This is a genomic window from Micromonospora sp. CNZ309 (genome assembly GCF_002846525.1).
Genome location: NZ_PJNG01000001.1, coordinates 1536760 through 1559831, shown reverse-complemented (window position 1 = coordinate 1559831; position 23072 = coordinate 1536760). Strand labels below are relative to the sequence as shown.

At 73.2% G+C, this 23072-nt stretch carries 25 protein-coding genes and 1 riboswitch; of the genes, 20 read left to right on the top strand and 5 right to left on the bottom strand.

The features are described 5' to 3' along the window. Positions 1–59 precede the first annotated feature (59 nt). Positions 60–263 (top strand): hypothetical protein, encoded by a 204-nt coding sequence (locus CLT72_RS06260; RefSeq protein ID WP_089000295.1) that lies wholly within the window; start codon positions 60–62, stop codon positions 261–263. On the opposite strand, the gene CLT72_RS06255 is transcribed toward CLT72_RS06260, so the two are convergent. The 3 genes from CLT72_RS06255 to CLT72_RS06245 all read right to left on the bottom strand — a co-directional run bounded on the left by CLT72_RS06255 (position 260) and on the right by CLT72_RS06245 (position 1929). After that, positions 260–739, bottom strand: coding sequence for a hypothetical protein (locus CLT72_RS06255; RefSeq protein ID WP_101409923.1), 480 nt, complete (start codon positions 737–739; stop codon positions 260–262). The genes CLT72_RS06260 and CLT72_RS06255 overlap by 4 nt on opposite strands. After that, the gene (locus CLT72_RS06250; RefSeq protein ID WP_101409922.1) at positions 736–948 is read right to left on the bottom strand and encodes a phosphatidylethanolamine-binding protein; all 213 of its coding nucleotides are present in this window, start codon (positions 946–948) and stop codon (positions 736–738) included. Before CLT72_RS06250 ends, CLT72_RS06255 begins: the two co-directional genes overlap by 4 nt. 99 nt (positions 949–1047) lie before the next feature. Continuing rightward, positions 1048–1929 (bottom strand): universal stress protein, encoded by an 882-nt coding sequence (locus tag CLT72_RS06245; protein WP_101409921.1) that lies wholly within the window; start codon positions 1927–1929, stop codon positions 1048–1050. Positions 1930–2048: 119 nt separating this feature from the next. Here CLT72_RS06245 and CLT72_RS06240 point away from each other — a divergent pair, with 119 nt between their 5' ends. The 15 genes from CLT72_RS06240 (at position 2049) to CLT72_RS06170 (ending at position 14541) form a co-directional block, all read left to right on the top strand. Beyond that, on the top strand, positions 2049–2795 hold the full coding sequence (locus CLT72_RS06240) for an SAM-dependent methyltransferase (RefSeq protein WP_101409920.1): 747 nt from the start codon (positions 2049–2051) through the stop codon (positions 2793–2795). 263 nt (positions 2796–3058) lie between these two features. Continuing rightward, complete coding sequence (locus tag CLT72_RS06235; protein WP_101409919.1) at positions 3059–4240, top strand: PP2C family protein-serine/threonine phosphatase; 1182 nt, start codon at positions 3059–3061, stop codon at positions 4238–4240. A 52-nt stretch (positions 4241–4292) separates the two neighbouring features. Beyond that, complete coding sequence (locus CLT72_RS06230) at positions 4293–4763, top strand: MarR family transcriptional regulator (protein ID WP_101409918.1); 471 nt, start codon at positions 4293–4295, stop codon at positions 4761–4763. Between the two features lie 317 nt (positions 4764–5080). Beyond that, the gene (gene clsA / locus CLT72_RS06225; RefSeq protein ID WP_101409917.1) at positions 5081–5722 is read left to right on the top strand and encodes a cardiolipin synthase ClsA; all 642 of its coding nucleotides are present in this window, start codon (positions 5081–5083) and stop codon (positions 5720–5722) included. Further along, complete coding sequence (locus tag CLT72_RS06220; protein ID WP_101409916.1) at positions 5719–6663, top strand: DUF881 domain-containing protein; 945 nt, start codon at positions 5719–5721, stop codon at positions 6661–6663. Before clsA ends, CLT72_RS06220 begins: the two co-directional genes overlap by 4 nt. Next, positions 6660–6992 (top strand): small basic family protein, encoded by a 333-nt coding sequence (locus CLT72_RS06215; protein WP_089000302.1) that lies wholly within the window; start codon positions 6660–6662, stop codon positions 6990–6992. Before CLT72_RS06220 ends, CLT72_RS06215 begins: the two co-directional genes overlap by 4 nt. 10 nt (positions 6993–7002) lie before the next feature. Further along, positions 7003–7962: a DUF881 domain-containing protein gene (locus CLT72_RS06210; protein ID WP_101414972.1), complete on the top strand. Its 960-nt coding sequence runs from the start codon at positions 7003–7005 to the stop codon at positions 7960–7962. Between the two features lie 54 nt (positions 7963–8016). Continuing rightward, on the top strand, positions 8017–8397 hold the full coding sequence (gene gcvH / locus CLT72_RS06205; RefSeq protein ID WP_089000304.1) for a glycine cleavage system protein GcvH: 381 nt from the start codon (positions 8017–8019) through the stop codon (positions 8395–8397). A gap of 214 nt (positions 8398–8611) precedes the next feature. Next, positions 8612–9064: an oxoglutarate dehydrogenase inhibitor Odhl gene (gene odhI, locus CLT72_RS06200; RefSeq protein WP_089000305.1), complete on the top strand. Its 453-nt coding sequence runs from the start codon at positions 8612–8614 to the stop codon at positions 9062–9064. Between the two features lie 50 nt (positions 9065–9114). Continuing rightward, complete coding sequence (gene ftsR, locus CLT72_RS06195; RefSeq protein WP_172896671.1) at positions 9115–9816, top strand: transcriptional regulator FtsR; 702 nt, start codon at positions 9115–9117, stop codon at positions 9814–9816. 176 nt (positions 9817–9992) lie between these two features. After that, the gene (locus CLT72_RS06190) at positions 9993–10457 is read left to right on the top strand and encodes a bifunctional nuclease family protein (RefSeq protein WP_101409915.1); all 465 of its coding nucleotides are present in this window, start codon (positions 9993–9995) and stop codon (positions 10455–10457) included. 190 nt (positions 10458–10647) lie between these two features. After that, positions 10648–11232, top strand: a complete 585-nt coding sequence (locus CLT72_RS06185; RefSeq protein ID WP_101409914.1) for a MerR family transcriptional regulator — start codon at positions 10648–10650, stop codon at positions 11230–11232. Between the two features lie 283 nt (positions 11233–11515). Further along, complete coding sequence (locus tag CLT72_RS06180) at positions 11516–12712, top strand: nitric oxide synthase oxygenase (RefSeq protein WP_486484365.1); 1197 nt, start codon at positions 11516–11518, stop codon at positions 12710–12712. A 3-nt stretch (positions 12713–12715) separates the two neighbouring features. Then, on the top strand, positions 12716–13933 hold the full coding sequence (locus CLT72_RS06175) for a globin domain-containing protein (protein WP_101409912.1): 1218 nt from the start codon (positions 12716–12718) through the stop codon (positions 13931–13933). Further along, positions 13930–14541 (top strand): hypothetical protein, encoded by a 612-nt coding sequence (locus CLT72_RS06170; RefSeq protein ID WP_101409911.1) that lies wholly within the window; start codon positions 13930–13932, stop codon positions 14539–14541. The genes CLT72_RS06175 and CLT72_RS06170 overlap by 4 nt, the downstream gene beginning before the upstream one ends. Before the next feature lie 135 nt (positions 14542–14676). Here CLT72_RS06170 and CLT72_RS06165 read toward each other — a convergent pair whose 3' ends face one another. After that, positions 14677–15336, bottom strand: coding sequence for an SDR family oxidoreductase (locus CLT72_RS06165; protein ID WP_101409910.1), 660 nt, complete (start codon positions 15334–15336; stop codon positions 14677–14679). Positions 15337–15500: 164 nt separating this feature from the next. Between CLT72_RS06165 and CLT72_RS06160 the strand changes: the two genes are divergently transcribed. Both CLT72_RS06160 and gcvP read left to right on the top strand, forming a co-directional pair. Continuing rightward, on the top strand, positions 15501–16343 hold the full coding sequence (locus CLT72_RS06160; protein ID WP_101409909.1) for an NAD-dependent protein deacetylase: 843 nt from the start codon (positions 15501–15503) through the stop codon (positions 16341–16343). Between the two features lie 68 nt (positions 16344–16411). Continuing rightward, positions 16412–16510, top strand: a riboswitch (glycine riboswitch). Positions 16511–16583: 73 nt separating this feature from the next. After that, complete coding sequence (gcvP, locus tag CLT72_RS06155) at positions 16584–19439, top strand: aminomethyl-transferring glycine dehydrogenase (protein ID WP_101409908.1); 2856 nt, start codon at positions 16584–16586, stop codon at positions 19437–19439. Positions 19440–19565: 126 nt separating this feature from the next. Here the strand turns inward: gcvP and CLT72_RS06150 are convergent, their stop codons facing one another. Continuing rightward, positions 19566–19766, bottom strand: a complete 201-nt coding sequence (locus CLT72_RS06150) for a DUF5999 family protein (RefSeq protein WP_101409907.1) — start codon at positions 19764–19766, stop codon at positions 19566–19568. Positions 19767–19889: 123 nt separating this feature from the next. Between CLT72_RS06150 and CLT72_RS06145 the strand changes: the two genes are divergently transcribed. Further along, positions 19890–21107, top strand: a complete 1218-nt coding sequence (locus CLT72_RS06145; RefSeq protein ID WP_486484364.1) for a chorismate-binding protein — start codon at positions 19890–19892, stop codon at positions 21105–21107. Between the two features lie 241 nt (positions 21108–21348). After that, positions 21349–23022, top strand: a complete 1674-nt coding sequence (locus CLT72_RS06140; RefSeq protein ID WP_101409905.1) for an L-lactate permease — start codon at positions 21349–21351, stop codon at positions 23020–23022. Positions 23023–23072 lie beyond the last annotated feature (50 nt).

Genomic DNA, 23072 nt, shown 5'->3' with positions numbered 1-23072 from the left:
GCCGCAGAGGTGGACGGGTAACCGACGCCGGACCCGGTCGAACCCGGAAGGAGAGACCCGTGGTGAATCCGCAACAGGAGGAGTTCCGCCGCAACAACAAGGGCGCCACCAGCCAGGACAGCAAGGGCCCCAACCCCGCGGGGCACCCGCGCAACCGCGGCTCGTCGCACGGCGACGAGGGTCGGCCGGTGCCCCGCGGGCAGGTGTCGCCGTACGGGCCGGCCGCCGAGCCGGTCGCCGACGACGAGAGCGCCCCGGGCTAGCGGCCCCGGTGCGAGGCGGGCGGCCGCAGCCGGTTCCAGGTGGCTGCGGCCGCCACGCCGTACGCGAGGTGCGGCACGAGGTCGGCCAGCCAGTCCCCGCGTCGCCACGTACGCGGATCGGTCACGCCGAGCACCGTCATCGACCCGTCGGACATCGTCATCACGCCGCCACCGAGCACCCCGGCGGCCAGCGGCAGCGGCATCCGGCGGCCCCGGGAGAGCAGGGCGTAGCCGATGCCCGCCGCGACGCCGATGCCGTAGCCGAGCAGCGGGCCGAGGCCCGAGCGGCGGTTGGCCGCACGGTCCCCGGGCCCCAGGTCCACGTGCGCCACCTGGGCCAGCCGTCCGGCGCTGCGCTCCGGGGTGCTGCTCGCCGGACGCGCCCGTACGACCATGTCCAGGTAGCTGACCACGTTCAGGGCGGTGCTGCCGACCGCGCCGGCGATCGCCCCGTCGGCCAGGCCGGCCGCCCTCACTTCGGGTCGCCCGGTTCGCGCTCGCCCTTGGGGCCGTAGACCCGCTCGCCGCGCACGACGCCCCGCTGCCCGCGGTCGGACTGCAGGATGCGGTTGGCCACGTCGTTGGCCTTGTCGTCCGGCACCCGTCGTCCCGAATCGTCTATCGCGTTGCGGATGCGTGCCCGCTGCTTGTCGTACGCGTTGCTGCCCGGCCGTGGTCCTGGCATCGCTGCCTCCTCCGGTCGTCGTCGCCGTTGGCGTACCGCGGTCGTCTACCCGCCTGCGCCGCGACCAACCCACGACCGGTTCGGCGGGGTGGGGCGGGCTCAGCGGGGCGCGCGGACCACCGCGACGGGACAGTCGGCGTGGTGCAGCATCGACTGGCTCACCGAGCCCAGCAGCAGCCCGGTCAGCTCGCCGCGGCCCTGCCGGCCGACCACCAGCAGCTGTGCCCGCCGGGACGCCTCGGCCAGCACGGTGGTGGGGCGGCCCCGGGAGGTCTCCCGGCTGACCGGCACGTCCGGCCACCGTTGCGTCAGCCCGGCCAGCGTCTCGGCGACCACCCGCTCCTCCTCGGAACGCAGCTCGGTGTCGTCGTACACCAGGGGCAGCATGTCCCCGGCGCCGGTGGAGGCGGGATGCCGGTAGGCGTGCAGCGCGACCAGCGGCGCGCCGCGCACGGACGCCTCCTCGATCGCGAACTCCGCGGCGAGCCGGGCGGTCTCGGAGCCGTCGACCCCCACGACCACGGGCCCGTCGGGGTGGTCGGTGCCCCGGGCGACCAGCACCGGGCAGTCGGCGTACGCGGCGACCTGCACCGCGACCGACCCGACCACCAGGGCGGAGAAGCCGCCGAGTCCCCGGTCGCCGAGCACGATCATCGCGGCGGCCGGGGACTCGCCGAGCAGCACCGCGGCGGCCTCGCCGTCGATGATCTCGCCGGAGATCCGCAACCCGGGCACCGTGGCCTCGGCCTCGTCCGTGGCGGCGGTGACGACCTGTTCCGCCTGTTCCCGCAGGCCGGCGCCGGGCGGTCCGCCGGCGGGGGCGTCGACCGGGACGCGCAGCAGGGGCCAGATGAAGCCGTGCACGATCCGCAGCGGCCGGTGCCGGCGGGCCGCCTCGACGGCGGCCAGCCGTACGGCACGCAGCGCCGATTCCGAGCCGTCCACGCCGACGACCACCGCCGCGCCGTTCGCCGAGTTCACCGCCCACCTCCCGCCGGTTCCCGGCCAGTATCGCGGCCGGCTGCCTGTCGGCGGGCCGATACCGCGCAGGCCGAGTGGTCGGTACGCTGTCCACGCCCACCGGGGAGGGAGCGTCGTCGATGGTTGAGCCCGACCAGCCGAGCACCGCGCGCATGATCGATTTCTGGCTCGGCGGGGAGCACCACTTTCCGGTCGACGTGGCGGCCGCCCGTGCCTTCGAGCACGCGTACGGGCCGTGCGCGCCGGTGTTCCGCGAGCTGCGCGCCTTCCTCGGTCGGGCGGTGCGGGCGATGGCCGCGCGGGGGGTGGACGGTTTCCTCGTCTTCGGCGCCGGGGTGCCCAGCATGGGCAACGTGCACGAGGTCGCCCCGGAGGCCACCGTGCTCTACACCGACGTCGACCCGGTGACCATCCGCCTCGGTCAGCGCCTGCTGGCCGGCAGCGACCGGGCCGGCTACGGCTACGGCGACGCCACCGACATCGGCACGGTCGACCGCGCCCAGCTGCACCGGTTCGTGCCGGGGTGGGGGAGGAGGCCGGTCGGGGTGGTCTTCCTCGGCCTGGCCGCGTTCCTGGACGACGAGACGCTGGCGCGCACCCTCGACGAGCTCTACCAGGCAACCGCGCCCGGCAGCCTGCTCGCCGTCGACTTCGACACCGAGGAGCTGGCCGGTCACCCGGAGGCCCTGGCGATGATGGGCCCGACGTTCCGGATGCGCGCGCCGGTCGCGTTCGCGCGGCTGCTGGGCCGCTGGACGCCCACGGACGACGGCATCGTGCCGATCAGCCGGTGGCGCCCGGACGGTCCGCCGGCGCAGGTGCCGGACGCCTTCCACGGGGGGCTCGCCGTCCGCTCGCCGGGCTGACAGCCTCGCCCGGCGGGCCGGGTCTCAGGGCGCTTACCGTCTGCTCGCCGGGGCTGACCGCCTCGCCCGGCGGGTCGGGTTCCAGGACGGCGGAGGCGGTACCGGCCGCCCGCCGCAGCACGCACGCGCCGGCACCGCCCCGGGTGGTGCCGGCGCCCAGTGTCGTGGCCGTCGACGCGTCCCGGCGGGCCCGCCCGCCGGGAGGCCGGGGCGCGGGTCTCCGTATGATGCTTGCCCTACGGCAAGCTTTTCGGAGGATGATCATGTTGGAGGCACCGGGCCAGGTCTCGCGTGCGCTTCGTGCGGCCCCGCCCGACCAGGTGGTGGAGGCGGCGGACCGGGCCATCCGGTCCGCTCTGGGCGCCACGCGAACGGACGTGTTCATCGCCGACTACCGGATCACCGGGCTGTGGCCGGTGCTGGACACGGACCTCGCCGACGGCGGGGAGTTCCTCGCCTGCCACACCATGGCACAGCGCTGCTTCAGCAGCCAGCAGCCGGTGACCGACGCCACGGACGAGGGCCGGTGGTGGCTCTACCTGCCGCTGTCGGTGTGGGGGGAGCGGCTCGGGGTGCTGCTGGTCGAGCTGCCCGACCCGCCCGGTCCGGACGTCGTCGAGCGGGTCGCGGACGTCGCCGGTGAGCTGGCCGTCGTGCTGCGCGCGGCGGACCGGGAGACCGACCGGTACCGCCGGGTCCGCCGGCGGGAGCGGCTCAGCATGGCCGCGGAGATGCAGTGGGAGCTGCTGCCGGGGCGCGGCGTGAGTCACGCGGCGTTCGATCTCGCCGGCCAGCTGGAGCCGGCGTACACCGTCGGCGGGGACCACTTCGACTGGTCCGTGGACGACGACCGGCTCACCGTGACGGTGCTCAACGGCGCCGGCATCGGGCTGGCGGCGGCGCTGCTGACCGCCGTCACCGTGAACGCTCTGCGCAACGCGCGGCGTTCCGGCGGGAGTCTCGTCGAGCAGGCCGAGCTGGCCTCCGACACGGTCTTCTACCAGCATCGTGGTCGCCGCTACGTGGCCACGCTCCTGCTCGAACTGGACACCGTCACCGGTCGGGTGCGGGCGGTGGATGCCGGCTCCCCGCACCTGTTGCGGCTGCGCGGCGGGACCGTGACACCCATCCACCTGGAACAGCAGCTGCCGCTGGGCATGTTCGCCGAGGCCCGCTACGACGTCCAGGAGTTCGATCTGGAGCCGGGGGACCGGCTCTTCGTGGTCAGCGACGGCGTGTGGGCCGCCGACCCTGGCGACCGCGGGGCCTACGGCGAGCGGGCGATGGCGCGGGCGATGCGGTCCACGCGGCTGCAACCGCCGGCGGAGGCGGTTGGTACGGTGATGCGCGAACTGCACGCCTGGCACGCGGATGTCGATTTGCGTGACGATGCTGTCGTCGTCTGCCTGGACTGGCGTGGCTCCGCCGGGCGGGGCGACGGGTGAGAGCCGTCGTCGCGCCGGCAGCACACGAGCGGGACGATCGCAGGGACACCTGGTGGAACGACCTCTGAATCTCGCCGCGGCGATCGACGCCGCCGCGGAGGCGCTCGTCGGTGTGCTCGACTCGGCGGTGTCCCGGCACCAGATGGCCGTCTCCCCGACGCAGTTGCGCGTGCTGTCGCTGATCTCCGGCCGACCGGAGACCAACGTCAACGGCCTGGCCGAGCTGCTGGACGTCGTACCCTCCTCGGCGAGCCGGCTCTGCGACCGGCTGGAGGCGACGGGCCTGCTGCGCCGGGTCCCCGACCCCCGCGACCGGCGGGAGGTGCGGCTGGTCCCCACCGCCGACGCCGAGCAGTTGCTGAGCGAGCTCCAGGAGCGCCGCCACCGCGCCGTGCAGGCCGTACTGGACCGGATGCCGGGTCGGGCGCAGCACGAGCTGCTGCTGGCGCTGCTGGCCTTCGAGCGCGCGGCCACCGCCGTGCCGACCGAGGTGCCGGCCGACACCTCCGCCCGCACCGCCTGACGCCCGGCCCGACGGCGGCTTTCCGGCAGCCCGTACGTTCCCATCGCTCCACTAGTGTCCTAGGACGCTTTGCGGGTGGTGACCCACCGCACAGAGACAGCCGGACACCGGCGGACGAGCGGGCTGAGCCGGAGGGCAGCGGCGGCGGCCCGATATAGTGGCAGCGCAATCAGCCGGCCCGTGATCATGACGATCGCGGGCCGAGTCAGGTGAAGGTCCCGTCGGGGGCCACAGGGGACGCCGGCGTGAGCCGGCCCGACAGCGCCCACGTTCTCCGCGCTCGGCCGGGCGGCGGAGCGTGTCGCGGAGGAGGTCCGGTGTCGCGTCCGCCGGCTCGGGAAGATCACCCGGAGGGCACCGCCGCCACGAGCGGGGCCGCCGTCGGCGACCGGGTCCTCACGCTGCCGAACGTCATCAGCTTCGTCCGCCTGCTCGGCGTGCCGCTCTTCCTCTACCTGCTGCTCGTGGCGCGGGCCGACGTGGCGGCGGTCGTGGTGCTGGCCATCGGTGGCACCACCGACTGGGTGGATGGCTGGGTCGCGCGCCGGATGCGCCAGGTCAGTCGGTTGGGGGAGCTGCTCGATCCGCTGGCCGACCGGCTCTACATCCTCGCCACGCTGCTCGCGTTCACCGCCCGCGACGTGGTGCCCTGGCAGTTCACCGCGGCGCTGCTGGCCCGGGAGCTGCTCCTGCTGGGTTCGCTGGCGGTGCTGCGCCGCCACGGCTACGGTCCGCCACCGGTGCACTACGTGGGCAAGACCGCGACGTTCCTGCTGCTGGCGGCCTTCCCGGTCCTGCTGCTCGCCGCGGCGGTGCCGGGGGCGGCGAGCGCCGCGGGGGCGATCGGCTGGGGCCTGGCCTGGTGGGGCCTGGTGCTCTACTGGGTTGCCGGCGCGCTCTACGTGGTGCAGGCCGCCCGGCTGGTCCGGTCGGTGCGGGCCGGGAGAGTGACGGCATGACGGGTACGCCGGACGACGGTCGGGGCCGTTCCGACCGGGTGTACGCCCCCGACTTCCTGACGGAGTTGTTCCGCAACCCGTTGGATCCCGGGTACGCCGACGCGGCGGCCCGGCGCCGGGAGCGGCAGACGCCGCCGGCGCGGTGGCGGCGTTGGTCGGCGCGCTCCGTGACCCTGGTGGTGGCGTTGCTGCTGGGTTTCCTGTTCGCGGTGGCGTACCGGCAGACGCTGGAGGCCGAGCCGGGGCGCAGCCAGGCCCGGTCCGGCCTGGTCGAGCAGATCAAGCAGCGGGAGACCGAGACGGACCGGCTGTCGGTGCGGGCCGACGAGCTGCGGGCGGAGGTGGCGCGGCAGCGGGCGGCGGCGCTGGGCGGCTCGGAGGCGGCGCGGCTGCACAACCTGGAGGCGGGTACCGGCCTGGGGCGGGTGCGCGGTGACGGCGTGGTGGTGCGCCTGGCGGACGCCCCGCAGAACCAGGACGCGGTGACCGGCGCGGACGTGGGGCCGTCCCGGGTGATCTACAGCGATCTTCAGGGTGTGGCCAACGACCTGTGGGCGGCGGGGGCGGAGGCGATCGCGATCAACGGTCAGCGGTTGACGGCGATGTCGACGATCCGTTCGGCGGGGCAGGCGATCCTGGTGGACTTCCGGCCGGTGACGGGCCCGTACGAGGTGTCGGCGATCGGTCCGGGGTCGATGCGGGACCGCTACGAGGACAGCCGCAGCGCGTTGACGATGCGCAAGGTGGCTGAGGACACGGGGTTGTCGTTCGGTGTGCGGGAGGCCGAGGACCTCACCCTGCCGGCGGCTCCGGACCCGCGGCTACGCTACGCGCAGCCCTCGGTGAGTCCGACGCCGTCGCCGTCGGGGGTCGACGGTTCCGTCAGTCCTGGGCCGACCGGTTCGAGGACGTCTCCCAGCCCCTCCGGAGGTGGTCGATGATCGCGGTGCTGGCCTTGCTGGCCGGTGTGGTGCTGGGGGTGTGGCTCGACCCCACGGTTCCCACGGCGTTGCAGCCGTACCTGCCGATCGCGGTGGTGGCCGCGCTGGACGCGGTGTTCGGCGGGGTGCGGGCGAAGCTCGACCGGATCTTCGACGACAAGCAGTTCGTGGTGTCGTTCATCTCGAACGTGCTGGTGGCGGGTCTGATCGTGTACCTGGGTGACCAGTTGGGGGTGGGCGGTCAGCTCTCCACCGGTGTGGTGGTGGTGCTCGGGGTGCGGATCTTCGGGAACGTGGCGGCGATCCGTCGGCACCTGTTCCGGGCGTAGGTTGGTGGCGATGAGCAGCGACGAGCACACGGAGACGGGCACGGGCTGGCCGCAGCCGGCGGGTCCGGGGCGGTCGGGGGGTCCGGCGGGGGAGCCCGATCCGCGGCCGGAGGCGCCGGATCCGGACGAGTTGAGCCCGTTGGTGCCGGAGCGGTCGGCGCCGTCGGTGGAGCCTTCCGTGCGGGAGCCTGAGGACGGGGCGACGGTGGATCTGAGCCGGGCGGCCGGTGCGGGTGACGTCGCGCCGCCGGCGGCTGCCGGGCCGGCGCCGCGGCGGCGGGTGAGTTCGGCCGGGGTGATGATCGCGGCGCTGTTGGCGTTGCTGGGGTTCACGCTGGTGGTGCAGTTCAAGACGACGTCGACGGATCCGACGGTGGCGGCGACGCGGCAGGAGGATCTGGTGCGGATCCTGTACGACCTGAATTCGCGGGAGGTTCGGCTGCGGCAGGACATCGCGACGTTGGAGGAGAGCCAGCGGCAGTTGCGGTCGGGTCAGCAGGGTCGGCAGGCGGCGTTGGAGGAGGCGACGCGGCGGGCCGACGAGTTGGGCATCCTGGCGGGGACGTTGCCAGCGACGGGGCCGGGGTTGTCGGTGCGGTTCGAGGCGGGTGAGAAGTCGATCTCGGCGTCGCGAGTGCTGGACGCGGTGCAGGAGTTGCGGGGCGCGGGCGCGGAGGCGATGCAGATCTCCGGTGGTGACCGGGCGACGGTACGGATCATCGCCTCGACGTTCTTCCTGGACGGGGAGGGCGGGGCGTTGGTGGTGGACGGGCGTCGGTTGACGGGTCCGTTCACGATCACGGTGATCGGTGATCCGGCGACGATGCGTACGGCCTTGAACATTCCTGGCGGGGTGGTGGCGTCGGTGACGGGTGACGGCGGTAAGTTGATCGTTGAGGATCGTGAGGTTGCCGAGGTTTCGGCGCTGCACGCGCCGATCAAGCTGGAACACGCCCGTCCGGTCGCCTGACCGGCGCGGCTCGCACCGGGTTTCCGGTGCGCCGATGGATGAAGGACGCGTCTGGTGATTCCTGAGGATCTGCGGTATACCGCCGAGCACGAGTGGGTGGCGGGTGACGGCGGTGGCACTGTCCGGGTCGGCATCACGCACTTCGCGCAGGACGCCCTGGGTGACATCGTGTACGTCCAGCTGCCCGAGGCGGGCGCGGTGGTGGCGGCCGGTGAGTCGTTGGGTGAGATCGAGTCGACCAAGAGCGTGTCGGAGATCTACGCCCCGCTCAGCGGTACGGTGTCGGCGCGCAACGAGGCGCTCGGCGACACCCCTGAGGTGATCAACACGGATCCGTACGGTGCGGGTTGGTTGGTGGAGATCGCCTTGGACGATCCGGCGGCGGTCGACGGCCTGTTGTCCGCGGACGCGTATCGTGAGCTCACCGAGAGCTGAGTGCGTCCCTTCCGGGCGTGGTGGGTGTTCCGCGCGTCCGGTTGCCCTGCATTTCGGCGCTGGCTAGGCTCGCCCAGTCGACCGAGAATCCAATAGTTCAGCGTTGCGGAATTGCCTTTCCGGGCACGGGGAGCCAGCCGCCGGGTGTGGTAGTGCCCGGCGGCCAGACCCGCCATTACCCGACGCCGACCGAACAGATCCGTGAGGTGGTCCCATGACGCGCCCAGACGACGAGTTCCCCCCACTCGACGTCACTTCGACGCTCAATCTCGGTTCGCTCGACGAAGTGCTGGAGGGGCCGGACACCGACGTGGTGCCGAGCCGGATGTCCGGTTCGTTGCCGCCGGGTATGGCGCTGCTGGTGGTTCGCCGGGGTCCGAACGCGGGTGCCCGGTTCCTGTTGGATCACGATGTGACGACCAGCGGTCGTCACCCGGACAGTGACATCTTCTTGGACGACGTGACGGTGTCGCGGCGGCATGCGGAGTTCCACCGTGACGGTGGGACGTTCACGGTGCGGGACGTGGGAAGTCTGAACGGCACGTACGTGAACCGGGAGCGGGTCGAGGCGGCCACGTTGAGCAATGGTGACGAGGTGCAGATCGGCAAGTTCCGGGTGGTGTTCATCGCCGGTCCGCGTCCCGAGGAGGGGGCCGGCCGGGGGTGAACGAGCCTGCGGCCTCCACGCCGCCCGAGGCGGCCCGCGCCCGTCCGCTGATGAGCATCGGCGAGGTGCTGGGTCAGCTGCGGGTTGATTTCCCGGACGTGACCATTTCGAAGTTGCGGTTCCTCGAGGCCGAGGGTCTGGTGGAGCCGCAGCGGACGGCTGCGGGTTACCGGAAGTACAGCTGGGACGATGTGGCGCGGTTGCGGTTCGTGTTGACCGCGCAGCGGGACCAGTATCTGCCCTTGCGGGTGATCCGTGATCAGTTGGCGCAGTGGGACGCGTCCGGGGAGTCGCCGGGTCGGCAGCGGCCGACGTTGGTGGCGGTGGGTCCGGACGGTGAGGTTCCGGGGCGGGTGTCGGAGGAGCCGGCCGGGTCGTCGCAGGTGCGGCTCGGCCGGTTGGATCTGGTGGCGCGCAGTGGGATCGACGAGTCGACGCTGGGCGAGTTGGAGCGCCTCGGTGTGGTGGTGTCGGATCCGCCGGGTTGGTACGACGACGATGCGTTGATCATCGCGCGTGCGGTGGCGGGTCTGGCGGCGTACGGGTTGGAGCCGCGGCATCTGCGGGCGTTCCGGACGGCGGCGGATCGGGAGGTCGGTCTGTTCGCGCAGTTGGTGGCGCCGTTGGCGCGGCAGAGTGATCCGGCGGCGCGGGCGCGGGCTGCGGAGACGGCGCGGGAGTTGGTGGCGTTGTCGCAGCAGTTGCATGCGGCGTTGGTGCGGGTGGGGTTGCGCTCGACGTTGGGTCGGTGATCGGGTGGGGCGTGCGGAAAGATCTTCCCCGGGAAGCGTGTCGTAGGCTTGCCGGGGTAACCCCTTTCTGGCGCGGGCGTGGTGCAGGTAGCGCATGGGACGGCCGTGTCGCGGTCCGTGTACCGTGCAGGGAAAGGGCGCGGTGCGGCGTAGGTGACAACGACACGGAGGCGGCGGTGCGCGAGCTGAGCGTGGTCGGAGTTCGGGTGGAGCTGCCCAGCAACCAGCCGATCGTCCTGCTCAGGGAGGTCGAGGGGGACCGCTACCTGCCGATCTGGATCGGTGCGGTCGAGGCGACGGCGATCGCCTATGAGCAGCAGGGGGTCAAGCCGGCCCGGCCGCTGACCCATGATCTTCTGCGGGACGTGTTGGCGGCGTTGAAGGCGCCGTTGCGGGCGGTGGAGATCACCGAGCTGAAGGAGAACGTCTTCTACGCGGATCTGTTGCTCGGTGACGGGGTGCGGGTGTCGGCCCGGCCGAGTGATTCCATCGCGTTGGCGTTGCGGGTCGGTGCGCCGATTCGTTGTGCCGAGGAGGTCCTCAGCGAGGCGGGGATCGTGATCCCGGACGAGCAGGAGGACGAGGTGGAGAAGTTCCGCGAGTTCCTGGACCAGGTGCGTCCGGAGGATTTCGCCGGCTGATTCCGGTCTTCCGCAGGGGCGTTACTTTCGGTGACGGTCCGGTGCTGTGGGTGATCGTCGTTGTCGTGTATCGCGGCGTGTCGCAACGGTTCCTGCGGGGCAATTTCTCAAGGCGGCTATAGGGTTGCCGTGTCGAGGGGTGCACGTCCCGGAAGCGACGTGTCACCGCACTGGCGGGGAGGTTGTCCGGATGCACGAGCCGCGAGATCCCGATCCGGGTACGGAGCTGGACGAGCCGGGTGTGGCGCCGCCGGGTTGGGCGACCGAGGGTGACGGTGCCGTGGGGTACCGGGGTGTGACGGCCTGCCACGCGGTAGGGATCAGCTACCGCCAGTTGGATTACTGGGCCCGTACGGGGTTGGTGGTGCCGAGTGTGCGCGACGCTTCGGGTTCGGGCACGCAGCGGTTGTATTCGTTCCGGGACCTGGTGGTCCTGAAGGTGGTGAAGCGGCTGCTGGACGCCGGGGTGTCGTTGCAGAACATCCGTAAGGCGATCGAGGCGCTGCGCTCCCGTGGGGTGGAGGATCTCGCGGGCATCACGTTGATCTCCGATGGCACGACCGTGTACGAGTGCCGGTCGCCGGAGGAGGTGGTCGACCTGTTGCAGGGTGGCCAGGGCGTGTTCGGTATCGCGATCGGTGGGGCGTTCAAGGAGATCCAGGGTTCCTTGTCGCACCTGCCGTCGGAGCCGGCGACGTCGGTGGAGGCGCCGGTGGCGGCTGATCCGGTGGGTGACGAGTTGGCGGCACGTCGGGCGCGTCGTCGGGCTGGTTGACGGGCCCGGGTGGTCTTCTGTGGGCGGCTGCCGGTCCCGGGTGGGTGGCGGCTGACGTCCGGTGTGTGGTGTACGCCACGTCGTGACCTGTCGCCTTATTGACACTCTTGCCGATCATGGCAATCCTGTCTGCGTCGTTGCGCCTGTCACGCACGGATGTCGCCGCCCCGTCGGGTGTGGGCGGTCGTGGGCCGGTGCACGGAACACGACGCAGGCAGCGGCGGTGACGCCTGCCCGACGATCGGATTGAACCGAAGTGCAGACCGACCTGGATGCGGGCGCCGTGGGTGGAGGTTGCCCCGTGGCGCACGCGTCCGCCCCGTCGGTGGGGGATCCGACGGCGGAGGCGGTGGAGTTCCTGCACCTGTACCACGAGGAGCGTCGGCTGCCGGGGGTGGCGGCGCGGGTGGCGGGGGTGCGGGAGGAGATCGCGGTGACCGGCACGTACCGGCACACCGGCGACGAGTTGGCCTACGGGGCGAAGGTGGCGTGGCGGCAGTCGGCGCGTTGCGTGGGGCGGGCCCGGTGGGCGGGGTTGAAGGTCCGTGACCGGCGCGAGGTGACGACCGTGGCGGGGATGGCGCGGGAGTTGGCGCGGCATCTGGCGGTGGCGGACAACGGTGGGCGGATCCGGTCGGTGATGACGGTGTTCGCGCCGGACCGGCCGGGGGTGGGTCCGCGGGCGCGGATCTGGAACGACCAGTTGATCCGCTACTGCGGGCACCGGCTGGACGACGGGTCGGTGCTGGGCGATCCGGCGCAGGTGGCGATGACGGACGCGGTGCGGCGCCTGGGATGGCGGCCGCCGGCGGTGCCGGGGCGCTTCGATCTGCTGCCGTGGGTGCTCGAGACGGCGTACGAGGATCCGACGTTGGTGCCGGCGCCCCGGGAGTTGGTGCGGGAGGTGGCGCTGGCGCATCCGGCGTACCCGTGGTTCGCGCGGTTGCGGTTGCGGTGGCACGCGCTGCCGGTGATCAGCACGATGCGGCTGCGGGTGGGTGGGGTCGACTACAGCTGCGCCCCGTTCAACGGGCACTATCTGGGCGACGAGATCGGCACCCGGAACATGGGCGACGGGGACCGCTACGACCAGTTGCTGCCGGTGGCGCGCGGGTTGGGGTTGGACACGTCGCGTGAGGACACGCTGTGGCGTGAGCACGCGGCCCTGGTCCTCAACCAGGCGGTGTTGCACTCGTTCCGCTCGGCGGGGGTGCGGGTGTCGGATCCGCACTCGGAGTCGGAGCTGTTCATGCGGTTCTGCGCGCAGGAGGAGCGGGCGGGGCGGCCGGTGTACGGCGACTGGTCGTGGCTCAACGGCAGTGTGGGGTGGGCGGCGTTGCACGCGGTGCATCACCGCTACTACGACCCGCGGGTGCCGAATCCGAACCTGTGGCAGACCGGTCGCTCGTACGGTGCCGCGGGTGTCGGGCCGGCGACGTTGCGGCAGCGGCACGACGTGGCGGGCCGAGGGGAGGGCTGAGGCATGGACGTGGTGGCGTTGCGCCAGAGTTGGGCTCAGCTGTGTGTGGCGGGGGCGGAGGCGGCGAGGTACTTCTATGCGACGTTGTTCCTGATCGCGCCGGAGACGCGGACGATGTTCCCGACGAACATGGAGTACCAGCAGGACAAGTTGCTGGCGGCGTTGGGGCACATCGTCACGCACGTCGACGACGAGCGGGAGGTGACGGCGTTCGCGCGGCGGCTGGGTGCCGATCACCGACGGTTCGAGGGCGAGGACCGGCAGGGCCGGCTGGTGCCGTTGGGGGAGGGGCACTACATCCGGGTGGGGCAGGCGTTGCTGGCCACGTTGGAGCGGTTCCTCGGTCCTCGGTGGACGCCGCAGTTGCGGGCGGAGTGGGCGGCGGCGTACGAGTTGGTGGCGCGGTTGATGCTCGCCGGTGCGGCGGAGGCGGAGCGGACGTCGCCGCCGTACTGGGAGGCGGAGGTGCTGGCGGCGCAGCGGCGGCGGGCCGACGTGTGTGTGTTCACGGTCCGCCCGAACTATCTGTGCGAGTACCTGCCGGGGCAGTCGTTGCCGGTGCAGGTGCCGCAGTTGCGGGCGTGGCGGTATCTGTCGCCGGCGAACGCGCCGCGCGCGGACGGGACGATCGAGTTCCATGTGCGGGCGACGGGTCGCTTCTCCACGCATCTGGTGCGCAGGCTGCGTGAGGGTGACCGGGTGTTGCTGGGCTCGCCCGTGGGGACGGCGTTGTCGTCGTACGACCGGTCTGCGGGGTTGGCGTTGCTGTTGGTGGCGGGGGGTACGGGGGTGGCGCCGCTGCGGGCGGTGGTGGAGGCGTTGCGGCAGGGCTCGGATCGGGCGACGACGCTGGTGGTGGGTGCGCGGACCCCGGACGACCTGTACGACGACGCGGCGCTGCGGGAGTTGGCGTCGGCGTCGGCGCAGCCGTGGGGCTCGGCGTGGCTGCGGTACGTGCCGACGGTGGAGTCGGGTTGGCAGTGGCAGGGGGCGGTGGGCACGGCCGCCGAGACGGCGGTGCGGTTGGGTCCGTGGCCGGACACCGAGGTGTTGGTGTGTGGCAGCCCGGAGATGACCGGGGCGACGGTGGCGGCTCTGACGGCGTCGGGGGTGCCGCCGCAGCGGATCCTGGTGGAGGGGTTCGACCATTCGCTCTATCCGCCGCTGGCGGGCGCGGCTGCCGCCGTGCGGGACGACTTCGGTGGGACGGGGGTGCGATGAGCGTCGAGCATGGCGACCTCGCCGGTGGGCGTGGTGAGCTGGCCCGGGCGGTGGGTGCGTTGGAGGTGCGTCGGTTCCGGGGCAGCCGGTGGTTGTCCGCCGACGAGGTGGCCGACGTGGCGCGTTCGCTCGACGAGCGGGTGTCGTTGCTGGGTGGTGAGGTGGACCGGCTGCGGCGGGAGAACGAGGGCCTGGTGCAGCAGGTGGAGATGCTGCGGCACGGCGCGTTGCCCAGCACCGCCGCGCAGGGCCCGGATCCGATGGTGATCGAGTTGGCGATGCGGGCGCAGGACGAGGCGAACCGGACGATCGGTGAGGCCAGCGCGGAGGGCGCGGAGATCATCGCTGACGCGCGACGGCAGGCCGACGAGATCATCGCGCAGGCGCAGGCGCAGGCGCAGACCCAGGGCGTTGTCGGTTCGTCGCGGGGTGAGCAGGTGCGGCAGTTGGAGCAGCGGCACGCTGCGCTGGTGGCGGCGGTGGCGTCGGCGCAGCAGCACCTGAGCCGGTGGCAGGCGTACCTGTCGGAGCAGTCGGAGCAGTTGCGCGCCGACGCGGCGGCTGCCGGTGCGGTGGGCGCGCAGCTGCGGGCCGTGCTCGGCGAGTAGCCGCGCCGGTCCCGTCCGGCGGGTCGGCGTCGGTCGGTGGGGGCACCGCGTCGCCGTCCCCGCCGTGCCGTCGCCACGACTGGCGGGTCGCGGCGGGTTGCCGTCGGACGCGGTGGTGCTGGGGCACGGCTGCCGTCAGCGTCGGTCGACGGCGGTGACGGCGTCGGCGATGGGGGTGTCACCGCCCACGACCTCCAGGATCGTGCCGGCGCTGTGTGGGTGGTAGAGCAGGGCGACGAGGACCCGGGCGACGTCGGTGCGGGTGACGGCGCCCGCCGGTGCCCGCCGGGCGAGGGTGATGCGTCCGGTGGGCGGGTCGTCGGTGAGGCGGCCGGGGCGCAGGATCGTCCAGTCCAGGTCGCGGCCGGTCAGGTCGTCCTCGGCGGCCTTCTTCGCCCGCAGGTACGCGGCGAACACCTCGTCGGTGCCGGCGGGCGCCTCGCCCTCCACGCCCATGGACGACACCAGCAGGTAGCGGCGGACGTCGGCGCGTTGCGCGGCGTCGGCGAGCAGGACGGCGCCGGCCCGGTCGACGCTGTCCTTGCGGCCGGCGCCGCTGCCGGGGCCGGCGCCGGCGGCGAAGACGACGGCGTCGGCGCCGCGCAGGTGTTCGGCGAGTTCGTCGACGTCGACGTGTTCGAGGTCGGCGACGACGGGGTGGGCGCCGGCGGCGCGCAGGGCGGCGGCGTGGTCGGGGTTGCGGATCAGGCCGACGGCGGTGTCGCCCCGACCGGCGAGTTCGCGGTGGGCGAGCTGGGCGATCTTGCCGTGGCCTCCGGCGATGACGACGCGCATACTGTCAACCTAGCCGCCGCTTCGGCCCGGCGCGGCCGGTCGGCGGTGGCGCCCGCGTGACCGGGTGACGCGCGTGGCCGGCGGGGGTGGCGGTGCGGGGCGTGCACCGGCGGGACGGTCACCGGCGTTCGCCGAGGGGCACCTGCCTGAGGCAGCATGGACGGGTGACGGAGACGGTCGACGCGCTGGCCGGGCTGGTGGCCGGCGGCGGTGTCGTGGTGTTGAGCGGGGCGGGGCTGTCCACCGAGTCGGGCATCCCCGACTACCGGGGGCCCAGTGGCGCGGCGCGGCGGCACACCCCGATGACGTACCAGGTGTTCACGCGTGACCCCGTGGCGCGGCGGCGCTACTGGGCGCGCAGCCACCTGGGGTGGCGCACGATCGCGCGGGCGATGCCGAACGAGGGGCACCGGGCGGTGGCGCGGCTGCAACGCGGCGGGCTGGTCGACGGGATCATCACCCAGAACGTGGACGGGTTGCACACCGCTGCGGGCAGCCCTCAGGTGGTGGAGCTGCACGGCCGCCTCGACGAGGTGGTGTGCCTGGACTGCGGCAACCAGACGTCGCGGGAGGAGCTGGACCGGCGGCTGCGGGAGGTGAACCCGGGCTTCGACGCGCGGGTGGCGGCGGTCAACCCGGACGGTGACGTGGATCTCGCCGACGAGCAGGTGGCCGGGTTCCGTACGGTCGACTGCACGTTCTGTCGGGGTGGCGTGTTGAAGCCGGACGTGGTGTTCTTCGGTGAGACGGTGCCCGCGGAGCGGGTGGCCCGCTGTTTCGAGCTGGTGGCGCGGGCGCGGCTGCTGCTGGTGCTGGGGTCGTCGTTGACGGTGATGTCGGGTCGCCGGTTCGTGGTGGCGGCGGCGAAGTCGGGCATTCCGGTGGTGATCGTCAACCAGGGGCCGACCCGGGGTGACGGGTACGCGGCGTTGACGGTCGACGCGCCGTTGGGTCGGCTGCTGCCGGTGCTGGCCGACCGGGCGACCGGCGGTGTGCCGGTGGGCTGACCGGCAGGGGCGGCACCGGCCTGTCGGGGTGTGGACCAGGCGGCGCTGGTAGCGTTGACCATGCCGGTAGCACCCACGTGGGAGAGACCGCCCAGCAGCATCTCAGGCGGCGCCGAAGGGGCAAATCCTCCCCGGAACCTCTCAGGCAAAAGGACCTCGTGGGCAGGCACTGTGGAGCGCCTCGTGGGCGCGACAGAGGGGGAGGCCGACCTGTCGACCTCGCCCCCGGGAGTGCCGCCCATGACCGCAGAGCAGTTCGCCGCCCGCCACATCGGTCCCGATCCGCACGACGAGCGCCGGATGCTGGAGGCCGTCGGTTACGGCTCGGTCGAAGAGCTGATGGACGCGGCGATCCCCGAGGTGATCCGCTGGCACGGCACCCTGGACCTGCCGGAGCCGGCCAGCGAGCACGACGCCCTCGCCGAGTTGCGGGCGCTGGCGGCCCGCAACACCGTCGTGGTGTCGATGATCGGGTTGGGCTACCACGGCACGCACACCCCGGCGGTGATCCGCCGCAACGTGCTGGAGGATCCGGCCTGGTACACGGCGTACACGCCGTACCAGCCGGAGATCAGCCAGGGGCGGCTGGAGGCGTTGCTGAACTTCCAGACGATGGTCACCGACCTGACCGGGTTGGCCACCGCGAACGCGTCGATGCTCGACGAGGGCACCGCCGCGGCCGAGGCGATGACCCTCGCGCGCCGCGCGTCGAAGAGCAGGAGCGCGGTGTACGTGGTCGACGCCGACACCCTGCCGCAGACCATCGCGGTGATCACCAGCCGGGCCGAGCCGCTCGGTATCGACGTGCGGGTCGTCGACACCGGGCGTGACGAGTTGCCGGCGGAGTTCTTCGGTCTGCACCTGCAGTATCCGGGGGCGTCGGGGGCGGTGCGTGACCAGGCGGGTCTGGTCGAGGCGGCGCACGCCGTGGGGGCGCTGGTGACCGTGGCGGCGGATCTGCTGGCGCTGACGCTGCTGCGCCCGCCGGGGGAGATCGGCGCCGACATCGCCGCCGGCACGACGCAGCGTTTCGGTGTGCCGATGGGCTTCGGTGGGCCGCACGCCGGCTACCTGGCGGTGCGGGCGGGGTTGGAGCGGATGCTGCCCGGCCGGCTGGTGGGGGTGTCGCGTGACGCGGACGGCAACCCGGCTTACCGGTTGGCGTTGCAGACCCGGGAGCAGCACATCCGCCGGGAGAAGGCGACCAGCAACATCTGCACGGCGCAGGTGCTGCTGGCGGTGATGGCCGGCATGTACGCCGTCTACCACGGTCCGGACGGGCTGCGGGAGATCGCCCGCCGTACGCATGACAGGGCGGCGCGGTTGGCGGCGGCGCTGCGGGGCCTGGACGGCGTGGAGGTGGTGCACGAGGCGTTCTTCGACACGGTCCTGGCGCGGGTGCCGGGCCGCGCGGGGGCGGTCGTGGCCGACGCCGCCGCGCGGGGCGTGAACCTGCGCCTGGTCGACGCCGACCACGTGGGGGTGTCGTGCGACGAGACGACCACGCTGGCGCACCTGCGGACGGTGTGCGACGCGTTCGCGGCCGTGCTCGGCGGGCGGGTCGGGGGTGTGGCGGCGGTGTGGGACGCGCCGGTCGGGGGCGTGTTGCCGGCGGCGCTGGCCCGTACGTCGGACTTCCTCACCCACGCGGTGTTCCGCAGCCACCACTCGGAGACGGCGATGCTGCGCTATCTGCGGCGGCTGTCGGACTTCGACTACGCCCTGGACCGGGGGATGATCCCGCTCGGGTCGTGCACGATGAAGCTCAACGCGACCACCGAGATGGAGCCGGTGAGCTGGCCGGAGTTCGCCCACATCCACCCGTTCGCGCCGGACGCGCAGACCTCCGGTTACCGGGAGATGATCTCCCAGTTGGAGGGGTGGCTGGCGGAGGTGACCGGCTACGACGCGGTCAGTGTGCAGCCGAACGCCGGTTCGCAGGGCGAGCTGGCGGGCCTGTTGGCGATCCGCGCCTACCACCGCGACCGGGGTGAGGGGCACCGCGACGTGTGCCTGATCCCGTCGTCGGCGCACGGCACCAACGCGGCTAGCGCGGTGATGGCCGGCATGCGGGTCGTCGTGGTGGGCTGCGACGACGGGGGCAACATCGACCTGGTGGACCTCGACGCGAAGATCGACAAGCATCGGGACGCGCTCGCGGCGATCATGGTGACGTATCCGTCGACGCACGGGGTGTACGAGACGGGCATCGCGTCGCTGTGCGCGAAGGTCCACGACGCCGGTGGGCAGGTGTACGTCGACGGGGCGAACCTCAACGCGCTGGTCGGTTTCGCCAAGCCGGGCAAGTTCGGGGCGGACGTGTCGCACCTGAACCTGCACAAGACGTTCTGCATCCCGCACGGCGGCGGTGGTCCGGGGGTGGGTCCGGTGGCGGTGCGGGCGCACCTGGCGCCGTTCCTGCCGGGCGATCCGCTGGGCGTGCACGTCGACGGCCGGCCGGCGATCTCGGCGGCGCGGTACGGGTCGGCGGGGATCCTGCCGATCCCGTGGGCGTACCTGCGGATGATGGGCGCGGCGGGGCTGGTGCGGGCCACGGGTGTGGCGGTGCTGGCGGCGAACTACGTGGCGGCGCGCCTGCGCGGGCACTTCCCGGTGCTGTACGCGGGCAACAAGGGCCTGGTGGCGCACGAGTGCATCCTGGACCTGCGGCCGTTGACGAAGGCGACGGGGGTGAGCGTGGACGACGTGGCGAAGCGGCTGATCGACTACGGGTTCCACGCGCCGACGATGTCGTTCCCGGTGGCGGGGACGCTGATGGTGGAGCCGACCGAGAGTGAGGACCTGGCCGAGCTGGACCGGTTCTGCGATGCGATGATCGCCATTCGGGAGGAGATCGACAAGGTGGGGTCGGGGCAGTGGCCGGCGGGCGACAATCCTCTCGCCAACGCCCCGCACACGGCGGCGATGGTGTCCGCGGACGAGTGGCCGCACGCGTATGCGCGCTCGGTGGGCGCGTATCCGGGCGGGGTGGAGCGCGCCGGGAAGTACTGGCCGCCGGTGCGGCGCATCGACGGCGCGTACGGCGACCGGAACCTGGTGTGTTCGTGCCCGGCGCCGGAGGCGTTCGAGAGCTGACGTCGCGTGACGCCGGGGCGGTCGTGGTGCCGCCCCGGCGGGTGCGCCGACCTGGCCGGGGGGTGTCCCGACCGGGGGACCAGCCTGGATCGGCGCGTCGCTATTGCGTGACGCAGCGTGACAGGGTCAGGCGACGAGGGCGTGTCGGGCGGGGCCGCGGTGGGGGGCGATGCTGCTGCCGTCGGGGAGGAGCTCGCCGGTGTCCTCGAAGACGATGACACCGTTGCAGAGCAGGCTCCAGCCCTGCTCAGGGAAGCAGGCGAGGATTCGGGCGGCTTCCCGGTCGGTCGCTTCGGCGGAGGGGCAGGTGGGTTGGTGCTGGCACATCGGGATCTCCGGACTGTGGGGGCACTGTGTCATGGTTCACATGACCAGTGACGCACAGTACCAAGCAAAAGCGGTCAGCATCGAGCAGGTACGCGCGTGGATTCGCTGAAATCCACTGAACGGATGAGGGTGGATGGGCCGGACGGCGTGGAAACGCTCCCAGGGTTAGGGGTCGACGTGCCGGGGGCGCCGGCCGACTGCCGCCGCACGCTCGTCGAGCGGGCCCGCTGGCAGTGGCGGCCCGCCGACGGCGGGGACCCGGCGGCGCGGGTCGAGGAGTTCCTCGCCGCGTACGGCCTGCCGCTGCACGAGCTGGCCCGCCCCGCGCCCCGCCACGACCCGGCCGGGGTGTGCGGCGCCGCCCTCTACGTCTCCGCCGCCGCCGGTGCGGCCCTCATCGGCGCGCCCCCGGGCGCCGCCAACCCCGCCCCCGCGCTGCCGGAGGTCGCCGTGGTCGTCTACGGCCACGACCCGGCCGCGGTGGCGTCGAGCCGCCCGGTCGCGGCGGGCGCCACGGCACCCGACGCGCACTGGTGGCGCGGCGAGTGGGCGCAGAGCTGGACTCCGCGCCAGCACGCCGACGCCGTCACGGCGGTGCGCGCTGCGATCGGTCGCGGCGACGTCTACCAGGTCAACCTCGTCGGTCACGCCGCCGCCCGCTACGGCGGCGACCCGCTGCCGGCCCTGCGTCGGTTGGCCGCGCTGCCCGGCGCCCGCTACGGCGGCACCCTCACCGGTGCGGGCTGGGCGATCGGCTGCGCCAGCCCGGAGACCCTGGTGGAGCTGGCCGACTCTCGGCTGATCACCCGGCCGATCAAGGGCACCCGGCCGGCCACCGCCGCCGGCCGCGCGGCGCTGCTCGCCTCGGCGAAGGAACGCGCCGAGCACGTGATGATCGTCGACCTGGAGCGCAACGACCTGGCCCGCGTCGCCCGCACCGGCAGCGTGCGCGTCGACGAGCTGTTCGCCGTACGCCGCTGGTGCGACCTGTGGCAGGCCGAGTCGACGGTGTCCGCGGCGGTCGCCGACGGGCTCGGTCTGGCGGACCTGCTGCGCGCGTTGTGTCCCGGCGGCTCGGTCACCGGCGCCCCGAAGCTCGCCGCCCTGGCGCATGTCGCCGCGCTGGAGCCGGTGGGTCGGGGCGCCAGCATGGGCGCGCTCGGCTGGGTCGCCCCGGGCCGCATCGACCTGGGCCTGACGATCCGCACCGCCGCCGTCGACGGCGAGCGGGTGCACGTCTGGGCGGGCGGGGGCATCACGTGGGGCAGCGATGCCGACGCCGAGGTCGCCGAGGCCGCCGCGAAGGCTGCCCCGGTGCGCGCCGCCCTCGGCGAGCGCTGAGCGCGGCGCGCACCGGGGCAGCGCGGCCCCGGGCGTCAGCGCGTCCCGCCCGTGCCGCGGCCCTGAGCGTGCACCGCCGTGCCGCGGCCCTGAGCGTGCACCGCCGTGCCGCGGCCCTGAGCGTGCACCGCCGTGGCGCGGCCCGTCGGTGCTGGGCACGTTGGAAGAGGCGCCGCGGCGCCTTCGTCCGGTCAGATGAGCGGTAACCGGATCGAGGGCGTCCGCAGCCGAGGCGGTCGGTATGTACCAGCAACCCCTGCAACCCGTCGGCGGGTCGCTCGCGCTGAGCGCCGCCTGCGCCGCGCTGCCCCTGCTCACCCTGTTCGTGCTGCTCGCGGTGGTGCGTACGCGGGCCTGGGTGGCGGCGTTCGGTGCGCTGTCCGTGGCGGTGGTGCTGGCCTGGGGGCTGTGGCGGATGCCGCTGCCGCAGGCGCTGCTGGCCGCTGCCCAGGGCGCCACCTTCGCCCTCTTCCCGCTCGTCTGGACGTTCGGCACGGCGATCTGGATCCACCGGCTGACCGTGCACACGGGGCACTTCGACACGCTGCGGCGGGAGTTCGCCCGCCTCAGCGACGACCGCCGCGTGCAGGCCCTGGTGATCGCGTTCTGCTTCGGGTCGCTGCTGGAGGCCCTGGCCGGTCAGGGCACGCCGGTGGCCGTCACCACGGTCATGCTGCTGGCCCTGGGCTTCAGCCCGCTGCGCGCCGCCGCCGTGGCGCTGGTCGGCAACACGGTGCCGGCGGCGTTCGGTCCGCTCGGCCTGCCGATCACCACGCTGGCCGGTGTGACGGGGCTGCCGGCGACGGAACTGGGCATGATGGCCGGCCGGCAGGTGCCGGTGATCGCGGTCGTCGTCCCGCTGGTGCTGCTGGTCGTCGCCGACGGCCGTCGGGGCGTACGCGAGCTGTGGCGCCCGGCGCTGGCGTGCGGCGGCGCCTTCGCGGTGGCGCAGTTCGTCACCGCGAACTGGCTGACGGCCGCGCTGGCCGACATCACCGCCGCGTTCGCGGGGCTGGGCGTGCTGCTGCTCGTCGCCCGCCGGCGCCGACCGACACGGCGACCGGTCGCCGTGCCGGTCGGCGCCGGGTCGCCGCACCACGACGCCCCGGTCGACGACCCCGCCGCGCCGCCGTCGACCGCGCTCCACGACGCCGGTACGGCGCTCGCCGAGCGCGCGTCCGGGGCGCGGTGGCGGGCGTACGCGCCGTACGTGACGATCGTGGCGGTCTTCGCCGTCTCCCAGGTGCCGGCGCTCAAGCGGCTGCTCGACGCCGGCACGCTGGCGTTCTCCTGGCCGGGGCTGCACGTCGTCACGGCCGGCGGGGACCCGTCACCGGTGACGACGTTCCGCTTCGCCTGGTTGGCGGCTCCCGGGTCGTTGCTGCTGGTGGCGGGCCTGATCACGGTGGTGCTGCTGCGGGTGTCGCCGCGCGAGGCCGTCGGGCTCTACGGGCGCACCCTGGTCGAGCTGCGGTGGGCGGTGGCGACGGTGGTCGGGCTGCTGGCGCTGTCGTTCACCATGAACGCCGCCGGGCAGGTCGCCACGCTGGGCGTCTGGATGGCCGGCGCGGGTGGGTTCTTCGCAGTGCTGGCGCCGGTCCTCGGGTGGCTCGGCGTCGCCCTGACCGGTTCGGACACGTCGTCCAACTCGCTGTTCGGCGCGTTGCAGGTGGCGGCGGCGCAGCGCGCCGGCCTCGATCCGGTCCTGTTGGCCGCGGCCAACGCCTCGGGCGGCACGCTCGGCAAGATGATCAGTTTGCAGAACCTGACGATCGCCGCCGCCGCGGTCGGGCTCACCGGCCGCGAGGGCGACCTGTTCCGGCGGATGGTCGGCCCGAGCGTGCTGCTGCTCGCCCTGATGTGCCTGCTGGTCGGGTTGCAGGCCACGCCCCTGCTGGCCTGGATGGTGCCGTAGCGCGGCTCCAGCGCGGGAGCGGCCCGCCACCAACCGACAACTTATTCTGT